General features: G+C 36.6%; 17 protein-coding genes. 4 read left to right on the top strand and 13 right to left on the bottom strand.

The features are described 5' to 3' along the window. Positions 1 to 27: 27 nt before the first annotated feature. Genes JCM12304_RS09095 through JCM12304_RS09055 form a run of 9 tightly spaced genes read right to left on the bottom strand, consistent with a single transcriptional unit; the run spans position 28 to position 9,662 of the window. On the bottom strand, positions 28 to 1,620 hold the full coding sequence (locus tag JCM12304_RS09095; protein ID WP_060679909.1) for a peptide ABC transporter substrate-binding protein: 1,593 nt from the start codon (positions 1,618 to 1,620) through the stop codon (positions 28 to 30). A gap of 23 nt (positions 1,621 to 1,643) precedes the next feature. Next, entirely contained in the window at positions 1,644 to 2,597 is a 954-nt protein-coding gene (locus JCM12304_RS09090) for an ABC transporter ATP-binding protein (protein WP_060679908.1), read from the bottom strand. Then, positions 2,594 to 3,607 carry an ABC transporter ATP-binding protein gene (locus JCM12304_RS09085; RefSeq protein WP_060679906.1) on the bottom strand — a complete coding sequence of 338 codons (1,014 nt, stop codon included), beginning with the start codon at positions 3,605 to 3,607 and terminating at the stop codon, positions 2,594 to 2,596. Before JCM12304_RS09085 ends, JCM12304_RS09090 begins: the two co-directional genes overlap by 4 nt. 4 nt (positions 3,608 to 3,611) lie before the next feature. Further along, on the bottom strand, positions 3,612 to 4,565 hold the full coding sequence (locus JCM12304_RS09080) for an ABC transporter permease (RefSeq protein ID WP_060679904.1): 954 nt from the start codon (positions 4,563 to 4,565) through the stop codon (positions 3,612 to 3,614). Then, the gene (locus JCM12304_RS09075; protein WP_060679902.1) at positions 4,566 to 5,495 is read right to left on the bottom strand and encodes an ABC transporter permease; all 930 of its coding nucleotides are present in this window, start codon (positions 5,493 to 5,495) and stop codon (positions 4,566 to 4,568) included. A 29-nt stretch (positions 5,496 to 5,524) separates the two neighbouring features. After that, positions 5,525 to 6,016, bottom strand: a complete 492-nt coding sequence (locus JCM12304_RS09070; RefSeq protein WP_060679901.1) for an alpha/beta hydrolase family protein — start codon at positions 6,014 to 6,016, stop codon at positions 5,525 to 5,527. Beyond that, positions 6,010 to 7,320: a S9 family peptidase gene (locus tag JCM12304_RS09065; RefSeq protein WP_060679899.1), complete on the bottom strand. Its 1,311-nt coding sequence runs from the start codon at positions 7,318 to 7,320 to the stop codon at positions 6,010 to 6,012. Before JCM12304_RS09065 ends, JCM12304_RS09070 begins: the two co-directional genes overlap by 7 nt. Before the next feature lie 25 nt (positions 7,321 to 7,345). Further along, positions 7,346 to 8,308, bottom strand: a complete 963-nt coding sequence (locus JCM12304_RS09060; protein ID WP_060679897.1) for a dipeptidase — start codon at positions 8,306 to 8,308, stop codon at positions 7,346 to 7,348. A gap of 37 nt (positions 8,309 to 8,345) precedes the next feature. After that, the gene (locus JCM12304_RS09055; protein ID WP_060679895.1) at positions 8,346 to 9,662 is read right to left on the bottom strand and encodes a serine hydrolase domain-containing protein; all 1,317 of its coding nucleotides are present in this window, start codon (positions 9,660 to 9,662) and stop codon (positions 8,346 to 8,348) included. 170 nt (positions 9,663 to 9,832) lie between these two features. Between JCM12304_RS09055 and JCM12304_RS09050 the strand changes: the two genes are divergently transcribed. After that, positions 9,833 to 10,753, top strand: coding sequence for a LysR family transcriptional regulator (locus tag JCM12304_RS09050; protein ID WP_060679893.1), 921 nt, complete (start codon positions 9,833 to 9,835; stop codon positions 10,751 to 10,753). A gap of 527 nt (positions 10,754 to 11,280) precedes the next feature. Here JCM12304_RS09050 and JCM12304_RS09045 read toward each other — a convergent pair. From JCM12304_RS09045 to JCM12304_RS20050, 4 genes are all read right to left on the bottom strand, one after another. Continuing rightward, positions 11,281 to 11,745: a serine hydrolase domain-containing protein gene (locus tag JCM12304_RS09045; RefSeq protein WP_082388019.1), complete on the bottom strand. Its 465-nt coding sequence runs from the start codon at positions 11,743 to 11,745 to the stop codon at positions 11,281 to 11,283. Positions 11,746 to 12,004: 259 nt separating this feature from the next. Then, the gene (locus JCM12304_RS09040; protein ID WP_060679981.1) at positions 12,005 to 13,138 is read right to left on the bottom strand and encodes a M20 peptidase aminoacylase family protein; all 1,134 of its coding nucleotides are present in this window, start codon (positions 13,136 to 13,138) and stop codon (positions 12,005 to 12,007) included. Then, complete coding sequence (locus JCM12304_RS09035; RefSeq protein ID WP_060679889.1) at positions 13,131 to 13,778, bottom strand: MurR/RpiR family transcriptional regulator; 648 nt, start codon at positions 13,776 to 13,778, stop codon at positions 13,131 to 13,133. Before JCM12304_RS09035 ends, JCM12304_RS09040 begins: the two co-directional genes overlap by 8 nt. A 38-nt stretch (positions 13,779 to 13,816) precedes the next feature. Then, on the bottom strand, positions 13,817 to 13,951 hold the full coding sequence (locus JCM12304_RS20050; protein ID WP_256200803.1) for a hypothetical protein: 135 nt from the start codon (positions 13,949 to 13,951) through the stop codon (positions 13,817 to 13,819). Between the two features lie 120 nt (positions 13,952 to 14,071). On the opposite strand from JCM12304_RS20050, the gene JCM12304_RS09030 reads away from it, so the two are divergent. From JCM12304_RS09030 to JCM12304_RS09020, 3 genes are read left to right on the top strand one after another with little or no spacing between them, the layout of a single operon-like run. Next, positions 14,072 to 15,517 carry a YfcC family protein gene (locus tag JCM12304_RS09030; protein ID WP_060679887.1) on the top strand — a complete coding sequence of 482 codons (1,446 nt, stop codon included), beginning with the start codon at positions 14,072 to 14,074 and terminating at the stop codon, positions 15,515 to 15,517. 13 nt (positions 15,518 to 15,530) lie between these two features. Further along, on the top strand, positions 15,531 to 16,637 hold the full coding sequence (menC, locus tag JCM12304_RS09025) for an o-succinylbenzoate synthase (RefSeq protein WP_060679885.1): 1,107 nt from the start codon (positions 15,531 to 15,533) through the stop codon (positions 16,635 to 16,637). A 31-nt stretch (positions 16,638 to 16,668) separates the two neighbouring features. Further along, positions 16,669 to 17,751 carry a C45 family autoproteolytic acyltransferase/hydrolase gene (locus JCM12304_RS09020; RefSeq protein WP_060679883.1) on the top strand — a complete coding sequence of 361 codons (1,083 nt, stop codon included), beginning with the start codon at positions 16,669 to 16,671 and terminating at the stop codon, positions 17,749 to 17,751. Positions 17,752 to 18,052 lie beyond the last annotated feature (301 nt).

Here is an 18,052-nt window from a genome sequence, read left to right as displayed (position 1 = left end):
ATTATCTACAATACATTAATCTACAAATTACTTTTTTGCCCATTTAAAAACGGGTGGTTGGTGATTGTAATAAACAATTCCTTTAATTTCAGGTGATGCTAAATAATTGGATGAGAGGAAGTAATACGGCATAAAAGGTAAATCCTCCATTAATATTTCCTCTGCTTGATGTAATAGTTCATAACGTTTGGTCTCATCCTGCTCTACCCTAGCTTTTTTTAATAATTGATCGTAATTCTCATTTATCCAACCGGTGCGGTTATTTGTACCAGATCCTAAGAAATATTCCAAGTTTACAGCTGGATCAATATAAACGCCTGACTGAGCCATTCTAGCCATCTGATAATCCTTTCTTCCAAGCGTATCTAAATACGAGCTCCATTCTTGCGTGCCTAATTGGATATCAATATCTAAATTCTTTTTCAACATCTCCTGAATGGCTTCCGAATATCTTTTATTATTTTCAGACGTACTATAAATCAATTCTACTTTAGGAAACGTTGACCAGCCTTCTTCTTCCATTGCTTCTGCTATTAACTTCTTAGCTTCTTCATAATCTTCTTCAAAATAGTTTCCACCGACTTCTCGAAAATCACCTTCTGGTGTCTCTGCACCAGGGGGAACCATTGCAAAGGCAGGGGTTTCTCCTATTTTCCCAACATTCTCAACTAAGGCCTTTCGGTCAATTCCCATCGCAAATGCTTTTCGTACCTTTTGATTGTTAAATGGTTCTTTTCTAATATTAAATAGATACATTGCTGTCGAATACGTTGGAAATTCAATGTACTCTGGCTTTTGCTTTGCTGCTTCTAGTTGATCAGTTGGAATCGTACTAATAAAATCAAGCTCTCCTGTTTCATACATCTGATAGGCTGTTGTAGCATCATTAATCATCTTAAACGTAATCTTCTCCAGGCTAACTTCATCCTTCGCATAATATTCCTTATTCTTTATTAATTCCAACTGGCTATCGTGCTCCCATTTGTTTAGTTGAAAAGCTCCGTTTGTAACATACAAGCTTGGATCGAGGGTCCAGTTTTCATTAGCCTCTACTACTTCTTTTTTTACAGGGTAAAAGGTCGTAATTGTCATCAACTTCTCTAGATAAGGAGTGGGTGCTTCAAGCGTCAGTTTCAATGTTTTATCATCAAGTGCTGTCACTCCTACTTCTTCTAAACTAGCTTTACCTGTATTAAAGGCTTCCGCATTTTTTATTACATACAAGAAGGAAGCGTATCTCGCTCCTACATTCGGGTCTAAAGCTCTCTTCCACGCATATTCAAAGTCATGAGCAGTTACATCTGAACCATCCGACCACTTGGCATCCTTTCTAATGGTGAACGTGTAAACAAGACCATCCGTTGATTTATCTACTTTTTCTGCAACTCCCAGTACTACTTCACCTTCTTGATCAAGCGTATATAATCCTTCAAAGAGGTGCTCCATTACCCAACCATCCTTCAATGAAGTAGTAATTCCCGGATCCAAGCTGGAAGGTTCAGAGCTTAAATTCAATACAAGGTCTTGTTTAGGTGGCTCTGAAGACGTTGCACTCTTATCAGAACAAGCCCCTAATATCATTACTCCCGTTAGTATAAGTATTGCTATTAATTTCTTCATCATATCCATTCTCCTTTGCTTAACTAAGAATATAAGTGACATGCTGTCCAATGATCAGCGTGTATTTCTTTCCACATTGGAGCTTCTAAAGAACATATTTCCATGGCATGCGGACACCTTGTTCTGAATTTACATCCACTTGGAGGATTGACTGGGCTTGGTGGTTCCCCTTGTAAAACTATTCTGTCTCTTTTTGAAAGAGTTGGATCCGGTACAGGTATGGCTGATAAGAGAGCTTGTGTATACGGATGTTTCGGATTATCAAATAATTGCTCACTTCGTGCTAACTCCATCATATTTCCTAAATACATAACTCCGATTCGATCACTAATATGCTTAACCATACTTAAATCATGAGCGATAAATAGATAGGTTAGATCCTCTGAATCCTTTAAATCATTTAGTAGGTTTAGAACCTGCGCTTGAATTGAAACATCTAAGGCAGATATAGGCTCATCTGCCACAATAAATTTAGGCTGAACTGCTAGTGTTCTTGCTATTCCAATCCGTTGTCTCTGCCCTCCACTGAATTCATGTGGATAACGCTTGACGACATCCGGATTCAATCCTACTCTTTCCAACAAATCATATATTCTCTCTTTTCTTGCTTTTCCTTTTGCTAAACCATGTGCATCGATACCTTCAGCAATTATGTCTCCTACCTGCATTCGAGGATTTAAAGAAGCTTGCGGATCTTGAAAAATAATTTGAATTTCACGGTTAATTCGATGGCGCTCTTTTTTAGATAAATTATTTACATTATTCCCCTCATAGTACACACTACCGTCTGTAGGGTTTGTCAATCCTGCGATGGTTTTTCCAAAGGTTGATTTCCCACTTCCACTCTCACCAACTAATCCGAATGTTTCTCCCTGATAAATATCAATTGAAATACCATCTACGGAACGAACAACTTGCTGCTTACCTATGGCATAGTGTTTTTTTACATTGGTAGTTTTAATAATTTCTTGGTTCATACACGCTCCTCCACTTCTGAAAACGTCGCTATATTCGGAGCCATTTCGTCGTTTAGAAAACATCTTGAGGAATGACCATCTGCTACATCATAGAGACGAGGAACTTCTTCCATACATATATCCATGGCGTACTTACATCGAGGAGCAAATGGACAACCTTTAGGTGGTGAAAATAAATCTGGTGGCGAGCCTTCAATTGGCTTTAGCCTCTCTTTGTCTTTATTGGATACGTTAGGAATTGATTCCAATAAGCCCCAAGTGTACGGGTGGTTAGGATTAGAAAATAATTCTTGCACACTGCACTTCTCTACCATCATCCCCCCATACATGACAATCACCTTGTCCGCACTCTCCGCAACCACGCCTAAATCATGTGTTATTAAAATAATGGACGTATTTTTATTCTCTTTAATACCTTCCAATAACCCAAGTACTTGTGCTTGTATCGTTACATCCAAGGCTGTGGTTGGCTCATCAGCAATGAGCAAATCAGGATTACAAGCAAGCGCTATTGCAATCATTATTCGTTGCCGCATGCCTCCACTGAATTCATGTGGATATTGTTCATACCTTCTTTCGGCATTGGGAATACCAACTTCTTTAATCATCTCAATAGCTCTTGCTTTTGCTTCTTGCTTTGAAACATGTTGATGGTAAAGTAAAACTTCTGAAATTTGTTTTCCAACCTTCATTGTTGGGTTTAAGGATGTCATGGAATCTTGAAAAACCATGCTAATTTGCTTTCCTTTTATTTCCCGTAGCTGCTTTTGAGATAATTGCAATAGTTCTTTTCCTTTAAAAAGAATATTTCCTTTCTCTATCTCACCCGCCGGTTTTTTTATTAGTCCCATAATTGCTTGGACGGTTACACTTTTACCACTTCCGCTTTCGCCAACAATTGCTACGGTTTCTCCATAATCAACTTCAAAAGAAACATTTCTTACAGCTCTGATCGTACCTCCATATGTTTTAAAATTAACTTTTAAATTATTGACCTTTAATAAAGACATGCCACTATTTACCTCCCTTTTTGCGTACTTTCGGATCTAAAGCATCTTGTAAGCCGTCACCAAAAGCATTAAATGCAAACATTGTTATGGATATCATAAGAGCAGGAAAAAACAGCCTCCACCATTGCCCCCCAATAACCACTCCCAATGCGTCGTTTGCCATCGTTCCCCAGCTTGCAAAAGGGGCCTGTACACCGAGGCCCAAGAAGCTTAAGAACGATTCCGAAAATATCGCAGATGGGACGGAGAAGGTAAGATTTACAATAATAATCCCCATCGTATTTGGTATTAAATGCTTCCCAATTATTTTCGCATGGCTACTTCCTAACTTTTCCGCTGCGAGTACATAGTCTTGTGATTTTAATTGTAAGATTTGCCCGCGTACTATTCTTGCCATACCTACCCATCCAGTAGCTGATAAAGCGATAATAATAGTTATGATCCCTGGTTCCATAATTACCATTAACAATATAACTACAAGTAAATATGGAATGCCGTATAGTACTTCAACGATACGCATTAATATACTATCTATGCGGTCGCCTCTTTTCCCTTTTCCTGCCATGTACCCAGAGATACCACCTACAGTTACACCGATAATCAAATCTAATAAAGCTGCAACCAGGCCGATGGTTAAAGAAACCCGGGCACCTTGCCATGTACGTGCCCATACATCGCGTCCTAAATCATCTGTCCCAAACCAATGTTCACTTGAAGGTGCAAGGTTATTCTTTGTAAGCTCCTGTTCAGAAGCAGAATACGGAACCATTGCTGGACCAGCAATTGCAAAGAAAGTGATGATAAGAATTAAAACTAATCCAAATAAAGCTAATTTATTTTTTAAAATATTAATAGCAGTTTCCTTCCAAATTGGTAAGCTTGGACGGATGATTTGCTCAGAAAGGCTCTCTTTTTTATTAACCGGTTTAAATAATAGTTCTCTTGCTTCCCTACTCATCTATGATCCTCCTTTACTAGTTAAAGTAATCCGTGGATCGATAAATCGATAGGAAACGTCAATTAAGAACAAAACAACAACTAATATAAGGCTATAGAAAATGGTTGTCCCCATAATTACCGTGTAATCCCGATTAAAAATGCTATCCACAAAGTACCTTCCAATTCCAGGTATAGAGAAAATACGTTCAATAACTAAAGTACCTGTAATTAGAGAAACAAATAACGGTCCAATAAATGATATGACCGGTAATATGGCATTTCGAATACCATGCAAAACAACGATACGATACGTTGGTAACCCTTTAGCATCTGCAGTTTTCATATAATCCTGATTCATAACATCAAGCATACTTGACCGTACAAAACGAGCTATAATTGCCAATGGTCCAGACGCCAAAGCTAAAGATGGCAGTACGGTATGCTGCCAGGTACCCCAATTGGCAACTGGGAACAATTGAAGATCAACTGCTAAAAATTTCATTAATAATGGGGCTAGAATAAAGTTAGGTATAGATATTCCTACTGTTGCGATTACCATCGCTGTATAATCAAAGACACTATTATGGTATAAAGCAGCTAAAATACCTAAGGTTATTCCGAAGACTAAGGCGACTACTAATGTTATTAATCCAAGTGTCGCTGACGCCCCAATTCCGGACGCAATAATCTCATTTACGGACCTTCCACTACCTTCCATAGACAGTCCAAGATCAAAGGTTACTAGATTTTTCATATATGTAAGATATTGAATGGGCAGTGGGTCATCTAAACCGTATTTCGCATATAGATTTGCCAGAGCTTCTTCGGGCAATGCCCCTTCCTCTGTAGAAAACGGATCCCCTGGAATCAGCTTCATCATAATAAATGTTAATGTTGCTATTACCCATACCGTTAAAAGCATAGTTAAGATACGCCTTATAATGTACATAACGCCCCTCCTTTTTTGAATAATATACGCTAATCATTTAAGTGCTGATCTAAAAATTCAACTATTTTCGTTTGCATTGATACATAACTATTTATGTGACAAGTTGCCCCTCCCATTTGATGCCCATCTTCTTCAGAAATAATGATCGATACTTCCTTACCTAAATCCGTTAATTTTTCTTGAAATTGGATGGACTCTTCTACCGCTACGCGACTGTCATGTCGACCATGGCATAAAAGTAAAGGCGCATTCACCTTTTCCACATGATTTATTGGAGATATTTCATCGAAGAAATCGATATCTTCAGACAAAAAACCATATTCATGTTCCCTTGATCGCCTTCTGTAGGATCCCGTTTTCTCTAGAAAGGTGCCAATATGAGAGATGCCAACAATTGAAACTGCCGCAGCCCATAAATGCGGGTAATACGCACTAACCGTATTTACTATAAATCCACCATAGCTTCTTCCCATAATTCCCAATTTACTTTGATCAATCCCATGTTTTTCAAAGGCTACCATGCTAGCGCTTCTATATCTTTTGCGGCATCCAAACGCTTTCTACGATCATCAAGCTCTAGATAGGTTCTCCCAAATCCCTTGCTCCCTCTTATATTAGGGACGATTACAGCAACTCCCGCATCTACCAATGCTTGTAAAACGGGATTAAAGTCCACTCTGGATAAATTCTCAGGTCCACCATGGACATAAATTAACGCACTTGTTGGATTGGCATGCTTTGCATAATAAAAATAGGGAACTTCCACCCCATCAAAGGACGGAAACGTATACATCGTTGGGTTATATCTCCTTACCTTAGATGCATCCAAATAACCAACATCGGTTATTCTACTTACATTACACTGTGAAATATGGTAGGTATACACCTCACCTGGTACCTGTGGTCCTTTTAAAAGAAATAAGAAAGAGTCATTCGTAAGCCAACTTATATTGGATTTCACGCCCATGGGTAAATCCGTGATTTCTTCTAGGCTGGAATCAGCAACATGATACATGTAGATCGTTGAAGTCCCGCCTTCATTTACACTTAACGCCAACTTCGTTTCATCCAATGATAGTTTTACCTCTTCTATATCCCATGGAATAGATGTAATGCATGGGCTTATTTTTTGATGGTTGTTCAACGAGAATTGACATACTTGCATAAATTCACTATTACTATCGGAAAGTAAATAACCTTCCTTCTGCTCCTTTGTAAATACAATGGATTGATAACGTGCTACTTCATCCATAGAACCAAGTCTTCTTTTGGATAGATCTTCTATATTTAGAATCCAGTAAGACGTATCCAAATTGGTTTCTTGTACTTGAATCACCATATCCTTTCCATTTTTCAACCATTTTACAACGTTACATGAACCGTCCCATGTAACGATCAGTTCCTTTTCCCTCGTTGTTAAATCAATCAGATAGACCTTACTATCTACATCATTTTCCTGATACGTTGTATATATTATTTTTGTACCATCTGGAGAGAAACTGCCAAAATGATGCAAGTATTCAAGAGAGTATGCTAGTCTTTCTAAGCTTTGCGTATCTCTTTTATATAGAAATATCTGCTTTTTTTCGTTTCCTTTATAGTCGACCTCGATAATCGAATATTCCCCATTAGTTGAATGATGCGCTGATAATACTCTCCCATCTGTACGTACAAAGGGACGTTCCTTACGTGTTTTTAAATCAAATTCATATAATTGAGGTAAGCCACTTTTCCTATGTACATAGGTTATTTTGTTACTATTTGGTACTTTTTTAAGTTGACTAACCCCATTTATTTTTAAATAATCAGTTAATTCACTTTGCAAATCAAACACCTCATTTACTTTAAAATTAATCACTCATCGTAGTATGGAAGTTTCGTGGTCGGTTATGTAAAAAGTTTTGATATGCAAACCCTTTTACTTCATCTTCAGAATAATACTTTAATAATTCATTTATTAAATTTTGGTAATGTGATGCTCTTTCCAAGTTACTCACAAACGTTTTTATTCCATCAAAGTCTGAACCGAAACCTATATTCTTAACGCCGCCTAATGCACAGATATAATCAATATGTTTAATTAAATCCGAAATTTTGACGACATTCTTTTTATGTATAAAAGGCGGATTGTAGACAACATGGATCAGACCATTATTATCTAGCATACTTTTAATTTGATCATCATTCAGGTTCCGAGGGTGATCACATAGACTACGTACATTAGAATGACTGGCAATTAAGTAGTCCGCAATTTCCACTGTATCCCAAAAGCCATTTATGGAAGCATGGGACACATCTGTAAAAACACCGTGCTTATTATTATGCTTAATAACCTCTTTACCAAATGAAGTTAAACCGCCTGCATTAGGTACTCCAGCACCATCGCCACAGAGATTCGCATGATTCCATGTTAAACCAATTAATAGAATGCCAGCGCGGTACAGATACTCTAATTTTTCCAGTTCATTTCCTATCGGCTCCGCACCCTCCAACGTTAAAATGGCACCAATTTCCCCTTCCCTTAATTTATCAATGTCCTGCCAATGCTTAATGTGCTTCATGCTTGGATTCTTTCCAATGATTTCTGAATGAAAAATTTCTATCTGTTCCAACGCATATTCCCATTTTCTTTCTGTCGGTACATAAGGCTTAATAAAAATTGCAAAAAACTGTACGATTACCTTTCCCTTTTGCAACTCCATTAAATTTGTAGTTAATTGCTCTGAATGCTTATAACTTACTAGTTGGTTTCTTTCTCGTTTCGCAATCTGCATCTTAACCAGCGCATCACAGTGCGTATCAATAACATTCATTTTTTATATTACCTCCAAATTAAACAGACCAACAACCCTACTCTCGGCGAGGAAGCATTCTTAAACTACTAAATGCTGCCCAAGCAATACCTTGATTATTTATATAAAACTTCACTTTCTCTCCACTATCTTTCTTAACTAAAGTTTGGTTATCAATAGCTTGAAGCTCAGATAATTCACCATTGCTTTTAGCCATGAGGACACCATTTTCTTCTAGAATTTCAATTCGGCTACCTTTCTTGTTTGTTGCATAGGTACCTATCAATGTATGCATTTCTTTATTAGAAAGCACATAGTCGTTTCTTTCCTCTTTTTTCTGTTCGATAGGAATGCCTAAAGCAGTATGTAGCGCTGCTTTCCAAATCGCTATTTTAGGGCCTTTTGAAACATTTGTTAGGACCGCTACCACTATTTTTTCTTCAGGTATAAAACCAAAGTAGGATGCTACCCCTGGTAAGCTACCTCCGTGCTTAACTAATCGATGACCAAAGTAATTATGCTCTGTTCTTATTCCATATCCATAGAATTCATTTTCACTAAGTTGATAAACTGGTTCCCACATTTTTTGATATTGTATGTGCTCCATGTTTGCTTGCTGTGAAGATAAGGCGTCCACATAAACATTTCCATATTTCATTAAATCCATCACACTTGAACGCAATCCGCCACTCGTTTCATAATTACCAAGGTTTTCAAAACAATGTGATTTAAATGTGTTTGAAGCTGGTTCATATTCATACTGCTTTGTTACATTATCGTATTTATTAATATCTTCTGTACTATAAGTAGTTCGGTGCATTTTTAGCGGAACGATAATTTCTTCGATCATATATTTTCTAAACAAACGACCAGTTACCTTCTCAATAATTGCACCTAGTAGTAAGTAAAGATCATTGCAATAACTCAAGTATTCTCCCGGTTTCCCTAATGGGCAATCATTCACCTTGGCTAAATAGTCGATATGCTCATGAAAGCGGTTTAAATTTTGGTATCGCTCAATTGGCGGCATTCCTACTGTATGAGATAACAAATGATGGATTTTAATTTTAGACATATCCTCTGTTTTGAGTTGGAACGCTGGCAAATAGTTGATTACTGGATCATCAACAGATAGTTTTCCTTCTGATTCTAATTTCATAATTGCTAATGCGGTAAAGGACTTAGATATTGAAGCAATACCAAAAATGGTATCTACGGTAACCGGTTTTTTATTCTCTATATCTCTGTATCCGAAACCATTTTTATAGATAACCTTTCCATTTTTCGATATAGCTACAGCAGCACCAGCTACATGATTTTCCGACATTAAATGATTAACATAGGATTCAAATGTAGACCACCTATTATTTTGCATCGTTAGCACTCCTTAAGACAATACGATTTGGCCTACTTACACAACTTGTATAAGGCCTCTAGTTTTAATCATTATAATATTGACGTTGCAATTATAAAAATATATAATTTTTATAATGTTATAAGTATTCGTTATTAATCTAGATATTATATAAGTAAAAGGAGCCTTCCATGAGTCTACAAACCATACGTTATTTTATCGAAGTTGCTAAATATCTGAGTTTCAGTGAAGCCTCAAAATCGTTACACATTTCCCAGCCGGGATTAAGCCAACAAATATCTGAACTAGAGAATAAACTAGGTTTTAAACTATTAAATCGTACAACGCGAAAAGTGACTTTAACAGAAGAAGGATCGTACATCTTTAATAAGCTGGCATCCTCGTTCGATGAAATTGAAAAAACAGTAGACTTTATGAGCTCTAGAAAAATGATTCCTAAAGCGCAAATTAAAATTGCTACGGTACCATCAGCTGCAAGTATTTTTATACCAAAGTTATTAATAAAAGTTTCAGCAAACTTTCCAGATGTTGATCTTTATACACATGAAACCAGTTCAGCAAAAGCAATCGAATTAATGAAAAAAAACAACTTTCATCTTGCTTTTATTCGAACACCTATTTATAAAGAAGAATACCTTACTACTAATTTAAGTCTTTTTGAGTTTAAAAAATATCCATTGCGATTGATCGTTTCTAAAGACCATCCACTAGCTAAAAAGGATTCTATAGACCTCTATGAGGCTAGAAACGACACATTTATTCATTATAGTGATGAACAAACAAATCCATTGCAATTCCTTTTAGAAAAAGCTTGTTTGACGGCTGGTTTTTCTCCTAAAAAGCTTTGTACAGGTTCCGCATTGTTGTCGATTTCAAATCTCGTAGCAAACAATTTAGGAGTTTCTTTAATGCCATCAGATATGGCGGGTTTATTAGAGTCCAATAAACTAAAAACGATAAAACTTCATAATATGGAGTTGTACAGTTCAAGTTCCGTGCTATGGAATAAGGATTCAAATTCTCCTTTTTTAACAGAACAAATTCTGGAAATACTAAAAACAGATCCTATCTTTCAAGCGTTTATCCCATAATGACTTGTAGATAGACTGGACAAGTTAGAAGAATGCACACTTCTTATACTGGAAACAGATAGGACGAACACAAAAAATCCTTGAAAGGCATTATGCCAGTCAAGGATTTTAAGCTACATTAGAATGTTTTCCTACTAAATCAATTTCTATTATCTTACAAACTCGCTCGAATCAAATTATGCAAGCGGGCGCGTAATCTGATTATATGCGGTTCACTCCCATAATGTACGCGATTGGTCAATAAGATAACATGTAATTGCGCTTCAGGATCAAACCACATACTTATACCTGCAAATCCTGTATGCCAAATGCTTGAGCGGAAAAGAGATCACCACACGACGACAGCTCAGGACTTTTCACTACCCACCCAAGTCCCCTATATTCCAGACCAAATGGTGTATGGTTCTGTTCGGAAGGCTTACTACACTTTCTGATAAAATACGCTGTCCCTTATATACTCCATTATTTTCAATCATTGTCGCAAAATGGGTTAAGTCCCTGATCGTTGAAAACAAGCCTGCATGACCTCACACTCCTCCCATTGACGCAGCATTTTCATCATGAACAATACCTCGTTTATAATCCTGAAGCTGTTCACTATACTCCGTTGCCGCAAATCGCTCGGTTTCATGAATCGGAATAAATGCAGCATCAATCATTTCCAACGGAGAAAATACTTCCAGGTTATCAAAATCTGCAAATAGCTCAATTGCAATCTTCTCTATCAGCTTGTAAAGTGTAATAAAATTTTGTACTGGTTCATATTCCGGATACTCTGAATAAATTTGTTCCAACACCTGGTCTGTCCTTAGGCCTTCCTGATTAAATTCCCGTTGTGCTTCAAGCCCCGCTATATGAGTTAATAAATGCCTAATGTTTATATGTTCTTTTTCGTTTCGTGAAAAGGTTGGTAGGAAGAAAACTACTGGATCATCCAGCCTTATTTCTCCTCTATCTATAAAACCTTTAAACAGCGGGGAAGGTAGCAACAACCTTTGTTACTGTATCAATCTGCCTAGGAGCTTTTATAGAGATACAATCCGTTGACCTAACGACTCATGACACACCAATTCACCTTGGTAAGACACTCCCATTATTCTCGTTTCCTTTTCGACTAAATTCGCGAATGACAGGCCCCCCTCTCTAAAATAGTAAGGAATATTAAAAAGCTACTTATTAGCAGACTAACCCTACATGTCGTAACTTAAATAACCATCCACCAAAGCAGACGGTTACCTAATAAATCTTAAATTAAAATTCATACACATTTTTTACAGCTTGATATAAAATTTCCGTTCCATTTATCAAAGCATTCTTATCAAATGTCATATACGGATGGTGTAAGCCTGGTTTTAAGTCACAACCAAGCCCTAACATAGTCGCTTTCAAGGAAGGTCTTTTTATCGTATAGTAGTGAAAATCATCTCCACCAGGAGTTACTAATGGTTTGTCTAAACCTTCTTCTCCAAGTACACATTTTATCGCTTTACTCATTACCATGGTTGCTTCATCATTTAACTTTGCAGCAGCTATTCCGCTGTTACGATTTAACTCTATATCAATTCCATATAATTCTCTAACTGTTTTCATGATGCTATTAACTTTTGAATCTAATTTCTCCATTTCTTCATTTGTTTGCGCCCTTAGATCAAGCGAGAATGTAGCACTTCCTGGAATAATATTAGTACTTTTTCCTCCAGCTTTGAAACTAGTCATTTTCACAGAATGGGGAACGAGAGGGTCTAAGTGTATTTGTTTTAACAAATTAACAATTTGAGCACCTACCTCGATAACATTTTCATTCAAATGCGGACGCGCTCCGTGAGCATCATGGCCTTTAATAATCCCTTCGTATGACTTTGCAGCTCCATGTACAATTACGGGAGTGGCATGACCTAACTTAGCTTCCTGTATAGGTCTCAAGTGCACACCAAACAAATAATCAACGTCATCCACCACTCCTTTTTCTACCATTTTCAACGCTCCTCCAGCCTTTTCTTCGGCTGGCTGAAAAATAAAACGAACAGCGATTTTATCTAAAACATTTCCTTCTTTTTTTAACTTCCATAACAATCCGAGCACCATAGACATGTGTGCATCATGCCCACATGAATGGTTTGCCTGAAACTTTCCTTCTACCTCTTGCCATAATGCATCCATATCTGCTCGCACAGCAACGACTGGCAGCCCTTTATTAAAATTACCTAGATCACCAATAACGCCAGTACAATCATTAAATGTTTTAACAACACATCCGCTTTCTTTCAAGATCTTCTCAATATATTTTGTTGTTTCCACTTCTTCCCAGCTTATTTCTGCATGATTATGTAAATAGTCAAACGTATTTTCAATTTGCATTTCAATTTTATTCTTCGTGTTATTCATCATCTTCCCCATCCTTTATAAGAAATTTATAGGTTGACTTAATCTTTCCACGCGATTTAACCTTTTCAATTATCTCAATAATCACCGTATTTATTAACGACATAGTTACAGGGCCTTTATTTATAAGTGTTTTATTACTGATATTTATCGGTAGTAGGAAATCGGCATATTCAGCGATTGGAGATACGCGTGAATCCGTTATAGCAATCACCTTTATCGACTTACTCTTTGCCTCTTCCGCTAATCGAATAGTATCAAGTGCATAACGGTAGTAAGAAAAGATTACAATACAAGCCTCTTTTGGCAACATATCCAACATACCTGCATCATTCTCTGGTCTGTATAACACAACATCATGAAGTATGTAACTAAGATTAAACGAAAGCCAATGTGCATATGAAAATGACTGATAATATCCTGCAACAATGATTTTAGAACTGTTAATTAAAGTATCTACCACATTATCAAGCAATTCATTATCCAAATTTTCAACAGTATAATGAAGATTGCTTATGTCTAGTTGCATCCGCTCTGCAAAAGTACTATCTCTCTCTCCTTTCTCACCTGCCCACTTATTTGGTGCAAGCATATAATTACGTACGTCTTTTTGAAAATCATTATAGCCCACATAACCAATCATTGTACAAAACCTTAATATGGTCGTTTCACTTACACCAATTAATTCACCGACTTTTTTAGCAGGTATATAGCAAAAAGACTAGAGTCGGAAAGTAAAGAATCTCCCACTTTCTTTAATCCTTTTGTCATAGAAGCGAATTGTTTATTTGTTTCTCGAATAAACTTTGGTTCCATCTTTTCACCACTTTTTGAAGTTTTAACTTTATTTGCTATTGATTTGAAGTATAAACTATATTATAATTTGCTTCAAGTTTTAATTTTTAGAATTATTAATTAACCACGAGGAGGGAAATTATGAATAGTGAAGTAGCTAAGAAAAATAAAGAAAATCTATCTAATAACCAAAAAAAGAAGAAAAAATGGGAGTTACCAGATGCTTACGTCATTTTGTTTGGTATATTGTTGATCGCTGCTATTTTAACTTACTTTATTCCAGCAGGATCATTTGAAAGAGAAACGTCAGAAAGCGGTGCATCTTTGGTTATTCCAGGAAGCTATGCCCAAATTGAACAACAACCAGCAACTGTTATAGAAGTTTTTCGGGCCATCCAGGAAGGGCTGATTGGAGGAGCCGGAATTATTTTTCTAGTATTAATCATTGGAGGGGCATTTGGAGTTATTGAGAGTACTGGAGCTATAGACACAATGATTATGAAAACTATTAACAAAACAAAAAATAAAGAATGGTTACTAATAACAATGGTTGCTATATTGTTCTCCATTTTTGGTGGTTTAGGAATAATAGTTAATGCAGTAATTGCATTTATACCTATTGGGATTGTTTTAGCCAGAGCAATGAAAATTGATGCCATAGTTGGTGTTGCTATCATTTATTTAGGCGCATATTCTGGTTTCTCCATTGGTTTTCTGGATCCAGCTACAACAGGTTTTGCTCAACAAATTGCTCAGCTGCCTCTATTCTCAGGTCTTGCCTACCGTTTAATTATCTATGTAACAATTCTAGCTTCTTCCATCACGTACATTGTTTGGTATACAAATAAAGTAAAGAAAGATCCTCAAAAAAGTATTCTAAAAGAAAACAGATTTCCAAAATATGATGAGAAAAGCATGGATAACGTATCTCCAAACTTGACTCGCACTCATATTCTTACACTTATTGTTCTCGTGCTTGGAATTGGCACATATGTATTTGGAGTTTTTCAGCTCGGTTGGTCAATTAATGAAATGGCCGCCATATTCATTGCAATAGCAATTGCAACAGCGATTGTAGCCAGAATAGGTGCAAATAATATGGTTTTAGAATTTATGAAAGGATGTAAAGGCGTTGTATATGGTGCATTAATCATTGGAATGGCAAGATCCATTGTTGTCATATTGGAAAATAGTATGGTGCTAGATACGATTGTTCACGGTATGTCTGTTGTAATGGGCTCTTTTTCTAGTATAGCGGGTGCAATCGCACTCTTTATCGGAAATGGTATTTTTAATTTGATTGTTTCCTCTGGAAGTGGGCAAGCAGCAATTGTTATGCCTATAATGACACCTTTAGCAGATATTATGGAAATCCCCCGTCAAGTCGCAGTTCAAGCTTATTCTATGGGGGATGGATTTACAAATATAATTACACCTTTATCTGGAGTATTAATGGCAAACCTTGCAATAGCCGGTATTCCATGGGTGAAATGGATTCGCTTTGCAATACCATTAGTACTCATTTGGTATTCCATTGGAATTATCTATCTAACTATTGCAGTAATAATCAACTGGGGACCAATGTAAAGGAGCGGTGAATATGATAATTGAAGAAGTGAACTTATATAAAATTAAAATGAAGATGAAGCATCCATTTACCACGAGTTTTGGCACTGAGCAGAATAGAGAGTTTATCCTTGTACAGGTTAAAAATGAAAGCGATCTATCTGGGTGGGGAGAATGTGTAACTACTGAAAGGCCATTATATATTGAAGAATTTACAGAATCTAGCTGGCTTATGCTCGAAAAATTTCTTATCCCGTCGATATTGAAAAAGAATATAGAGCATCCCAACCAATTACAAGATTATTTTCGCCCATATAAGAGAAACCATTTGGCAAAATCAGCATTGGAAGGAGCAATTTGGGATCTTTATGCCAAATCAGAAAACATTTCACTTTCCAAAGCCTTAGGAGGAACAAAATCAACAATTGAAGTAGGAGTTAGTCTTGGTATAGAAGAAAATATAGACAATCTTTTAAATAACATTAGAGTCAAAACAGAAGAAGGCTACAAAAGAATTAAAATTAAAATTAAGCCCGGGAAGGATGTGGAGGTTATTGAAGAAGTTCGCAATCATTTTCCAGACATTCCTCTTATGGTAGATGCTAATTCTGCTTATACGTTAAAAGATGTTGACACACTAAAACAAATGGATCAATTTGATTTAATGATGATCGAACAACCTTTGACTGCTGGTGATTTGATTGACCATGCAAAATTACAAAGAGAATTAAAAACTCCTATTTGTCTTGATGAAAGTATTCATTCCTTTAATGATGCACGCCAGACAATTGAACTGGGGAGCGGTAAAATTATTAACTTAAAAATTGGTCGTGTTGGGGGATTAACACAAGCAATTAAAATCCATGACTTATGCAACGAAGAAAATATCCCCATGTGGTGTGGGGGCATGTTGGAATCTGGGATAGGGAGAGCGCATAATATAGCCATTACTTCTTTGACTAACTTCACACTTCCGGGTGATACAGCATCATCTTCAAGATACTGGGATAAAGATATTATCCAGCCAGAGGTTCGGGTAGAAAATGGTTTATTACAAGTACCTGAAACTCCCGGAATTGGATTTAAAATAGATATGGATGAAGTATTAAAAAATACCAGTACTACCAAGTGTTTTAACTAAACAGCATAACTATATTAAAAGGAGCAATCACATGAAATCCTTGCATTTTTCAGGCTCAGCCGAAGATATTGGCAGACAGCATGGAATACAGGCGAAAGAAGAAGTATTGTTTAGTTTAGATTCCTATGAGAAGCTATTTTGGCATGAAGGTGAGATAACTTGGAAAGAAGCAATTGAATTGGCAAAAACACATGAAAGTTATATTGAGAAAACAAATGTAGCGTTATTGGAGGAAATGAATGGTATAGCCAAAGGGGCATCTGTTGATTTTTATGATATTTTAACTTTAAATGCTCGGAGTGAGATAGCCTTAACTACCAATAAAACAGATGGATGTACAAGTATCGCTATTTTGCCACCAATTGGTACTGCTGCTTATTTAGGGCAAACGTGGGATTGGAGAGAAGCACAGTCACGAAGCTTATTTCTGACTAAGATTGAACAAAAGAACGCTCCCGTTATTCAAATGGTTACGGAAGGTGGAATTATTGGTAAGATTGGTATGAATGACAACGGTTTAGGTGTCTGTCTAAACGCATTACGGGCTAATATACGTAAAAATAGGCTACCGGTGCACGTGGGATTGAGAGAAATACTAAATTCGGCAACCATAAAAGAAGTTTATCAAAAGATTAGTGATGATACCATCGCATCCTCTGCAAATTTTCTTATTGCCCAAGGTAGAACTAGAGAAAAAGATGCCCTGGCGATTAATATGGAAATTTCACCAAAAGGAATAGCTGAAGACACCACTGCAGATGCGTATTTATTTCACACCAATCACTTTTGCTCAGAGAGTTTGATTGAACATATAGGGAAAGAAAGCATTGAGGATTCCGCAAACTCATTTAGAAGAAAAGATAGAATCGAGGAGCTCATCGATGCTAATGTAAGTCAGAAAAAGCATATTACCAGAGATGTGATTAAGAAATGGTTTGCTGACCATAAACATTACCCAGAATCTATTTGTCGCCATAGAGAAAATGAATCCTCTGCTTATACGAATACTGTTACTGCTTTTTCAGTAATTATGAATTTGGAAGAATGTCAGATGCTATTAATGGAAGGGCAGGCTTGCAGTCCAGTGGAGGAGATTGAGGTTGGATTTAGTTAGTAAATAGATTTAAATGAGCCCCGAAGGATTTTGATCGGGGCTTTATTTTACATAGCAGTGTTTCTCCTAGTTATCTTCTAATTGAACTTTTATATTAATCTCAACACCTCGAAAAATATTACCAAATATAGTTAATTAAAGAAGAAGGTTTTAACAACACCCTTTTCGTAAATTAAGTTTACCTATAAAAGTGTGTATTTCTTAACAAAATTTTCTAGGTTCTTATCTACGAAGTTTAGAGAGTCCTCTACATCTAGATATAGATATTTCTTAACTAGCAGTAAAAACAAAAAGCCTGAGG

The organism is Virgibacillus halodenitrificans JCM 12304, assembly GCF_001310895.1.
Taxonomy (GTDB): domain Bacteria; phylum Bacillota; class Bacilli; order Bacillales; family Amphibacillaceae; genus Virgibacillus_Q; species Virgibacillus_Q halodenitrificans.
The sequence above is the reverse complement of the archived record's forward strand: the minus strand, read 5'-3'. Positions and strand labels throughout refer to the sequence as shown.

Bases quoted from the DNA above. Each gene is read 5' to 3' on its own strand.
- JCM12304_RS09095 (WP_060679909.1), bottom strand. From the start codon at position 1,620: ATGAAGAAATTAATAGCAATACTTATACTAACGGGAGTAATGATATTA.
- JCM12304_RS09090 (WP_060679908.1), bottom strand. From the start codon at position 2,597: ATGAACCAAGAAATTATTAAAACTACCAATGTAAAAAAACACTATGCC.
- JCM12304_RS09085 (WP_060679906.1), bottom strand. From the start codon at position 3,607: ATGTCTTTATTAAAGGTCAATAATTTAAAAGTTAATTTTAAAACATAT.
- JCM12304_RS09080 (WP_060679904.1), bottom strand. From the start codon at position 4,565: ATGAGTAGGGAAGCAAGAGAACTATTATTTAAACCGGTTAATAAAAAA.
- JCM12304_RS09075 (WP_060679902.1), bottom strand. From the start codon at position 5,495: ATGTACATTATAAGGCGTATCTTAACTATGCTTTTAACGGTATGGGTA.
- JCM12304_RS09070 (WP_060679901.1), bottom strand. From the start codon at position 6,016: ATGGTAGCCTTTGAAAAACATGGGATTGATCAAAGTAAATTGGGAATT.
- JCM12304_RS09060 (WP_060679897.1), bottom strand. From the start codon at position 8,308: ATGAATGTTATTGATACGCACTGTGATGCGCTGGTTAAGATGCAGATT.
- JCM12304_RS09055 (WP_060679895.1), bottom strand. From the start codon at position 9,662: ATGCAAAATAATAGGTGGTCTACATTTGAATCCTATGTTAATCATTTA.
- JCM12304_RS09050 (WP_060679893.1), top strand. From the start codon at position 9,833: ATGAGTCTACAAACCATACGTTATTTTATCGAAGTTGCTAAATATCTG.
- JCM12304_RS09040 (WP_060679981.1), bottom strand. From the start codon at position 13,138: ATGAATAACACGAAGAATAAAATTGAAATGCAAATTGAAAATACGTTT.
- JCM12304_RS09035 (WP_060679889.1), bottom strand. From the start codon at position 13,778: ATGATTGGTTATGTGGGCTATAATGATTTTCAAAAAGACGTACGTAAT.
- JCM12304_RS20050 (WP_256200803.1), bottom strand. From the start codon at position 13,951: ATGGAACCAAAGTTTATTCGAGAAACAAATAAACAATTCGCTTCTATG.
- JCM12304_RS09030 (WP_060679887.1), top strand. From the start codon at position 14,072: ATGAATAGTGAAGTAGCTAAGAAAAATAAAGAAAATCTATCTAATAAC.
- menC (WP_060679885.1), top strand. From the start codon at position 15,531: ATGATAATTGAAGAAGTGAACTTATATAAAATTAAAATGAAGATGAAG.
- JCM12304_RS09020 (WP_060679883.1), top strand. From the start codon at position 16,669: ATGAAATCCTTGCATTTTTCAGGCTCAGCCGAAGATATTGGCAGACAG.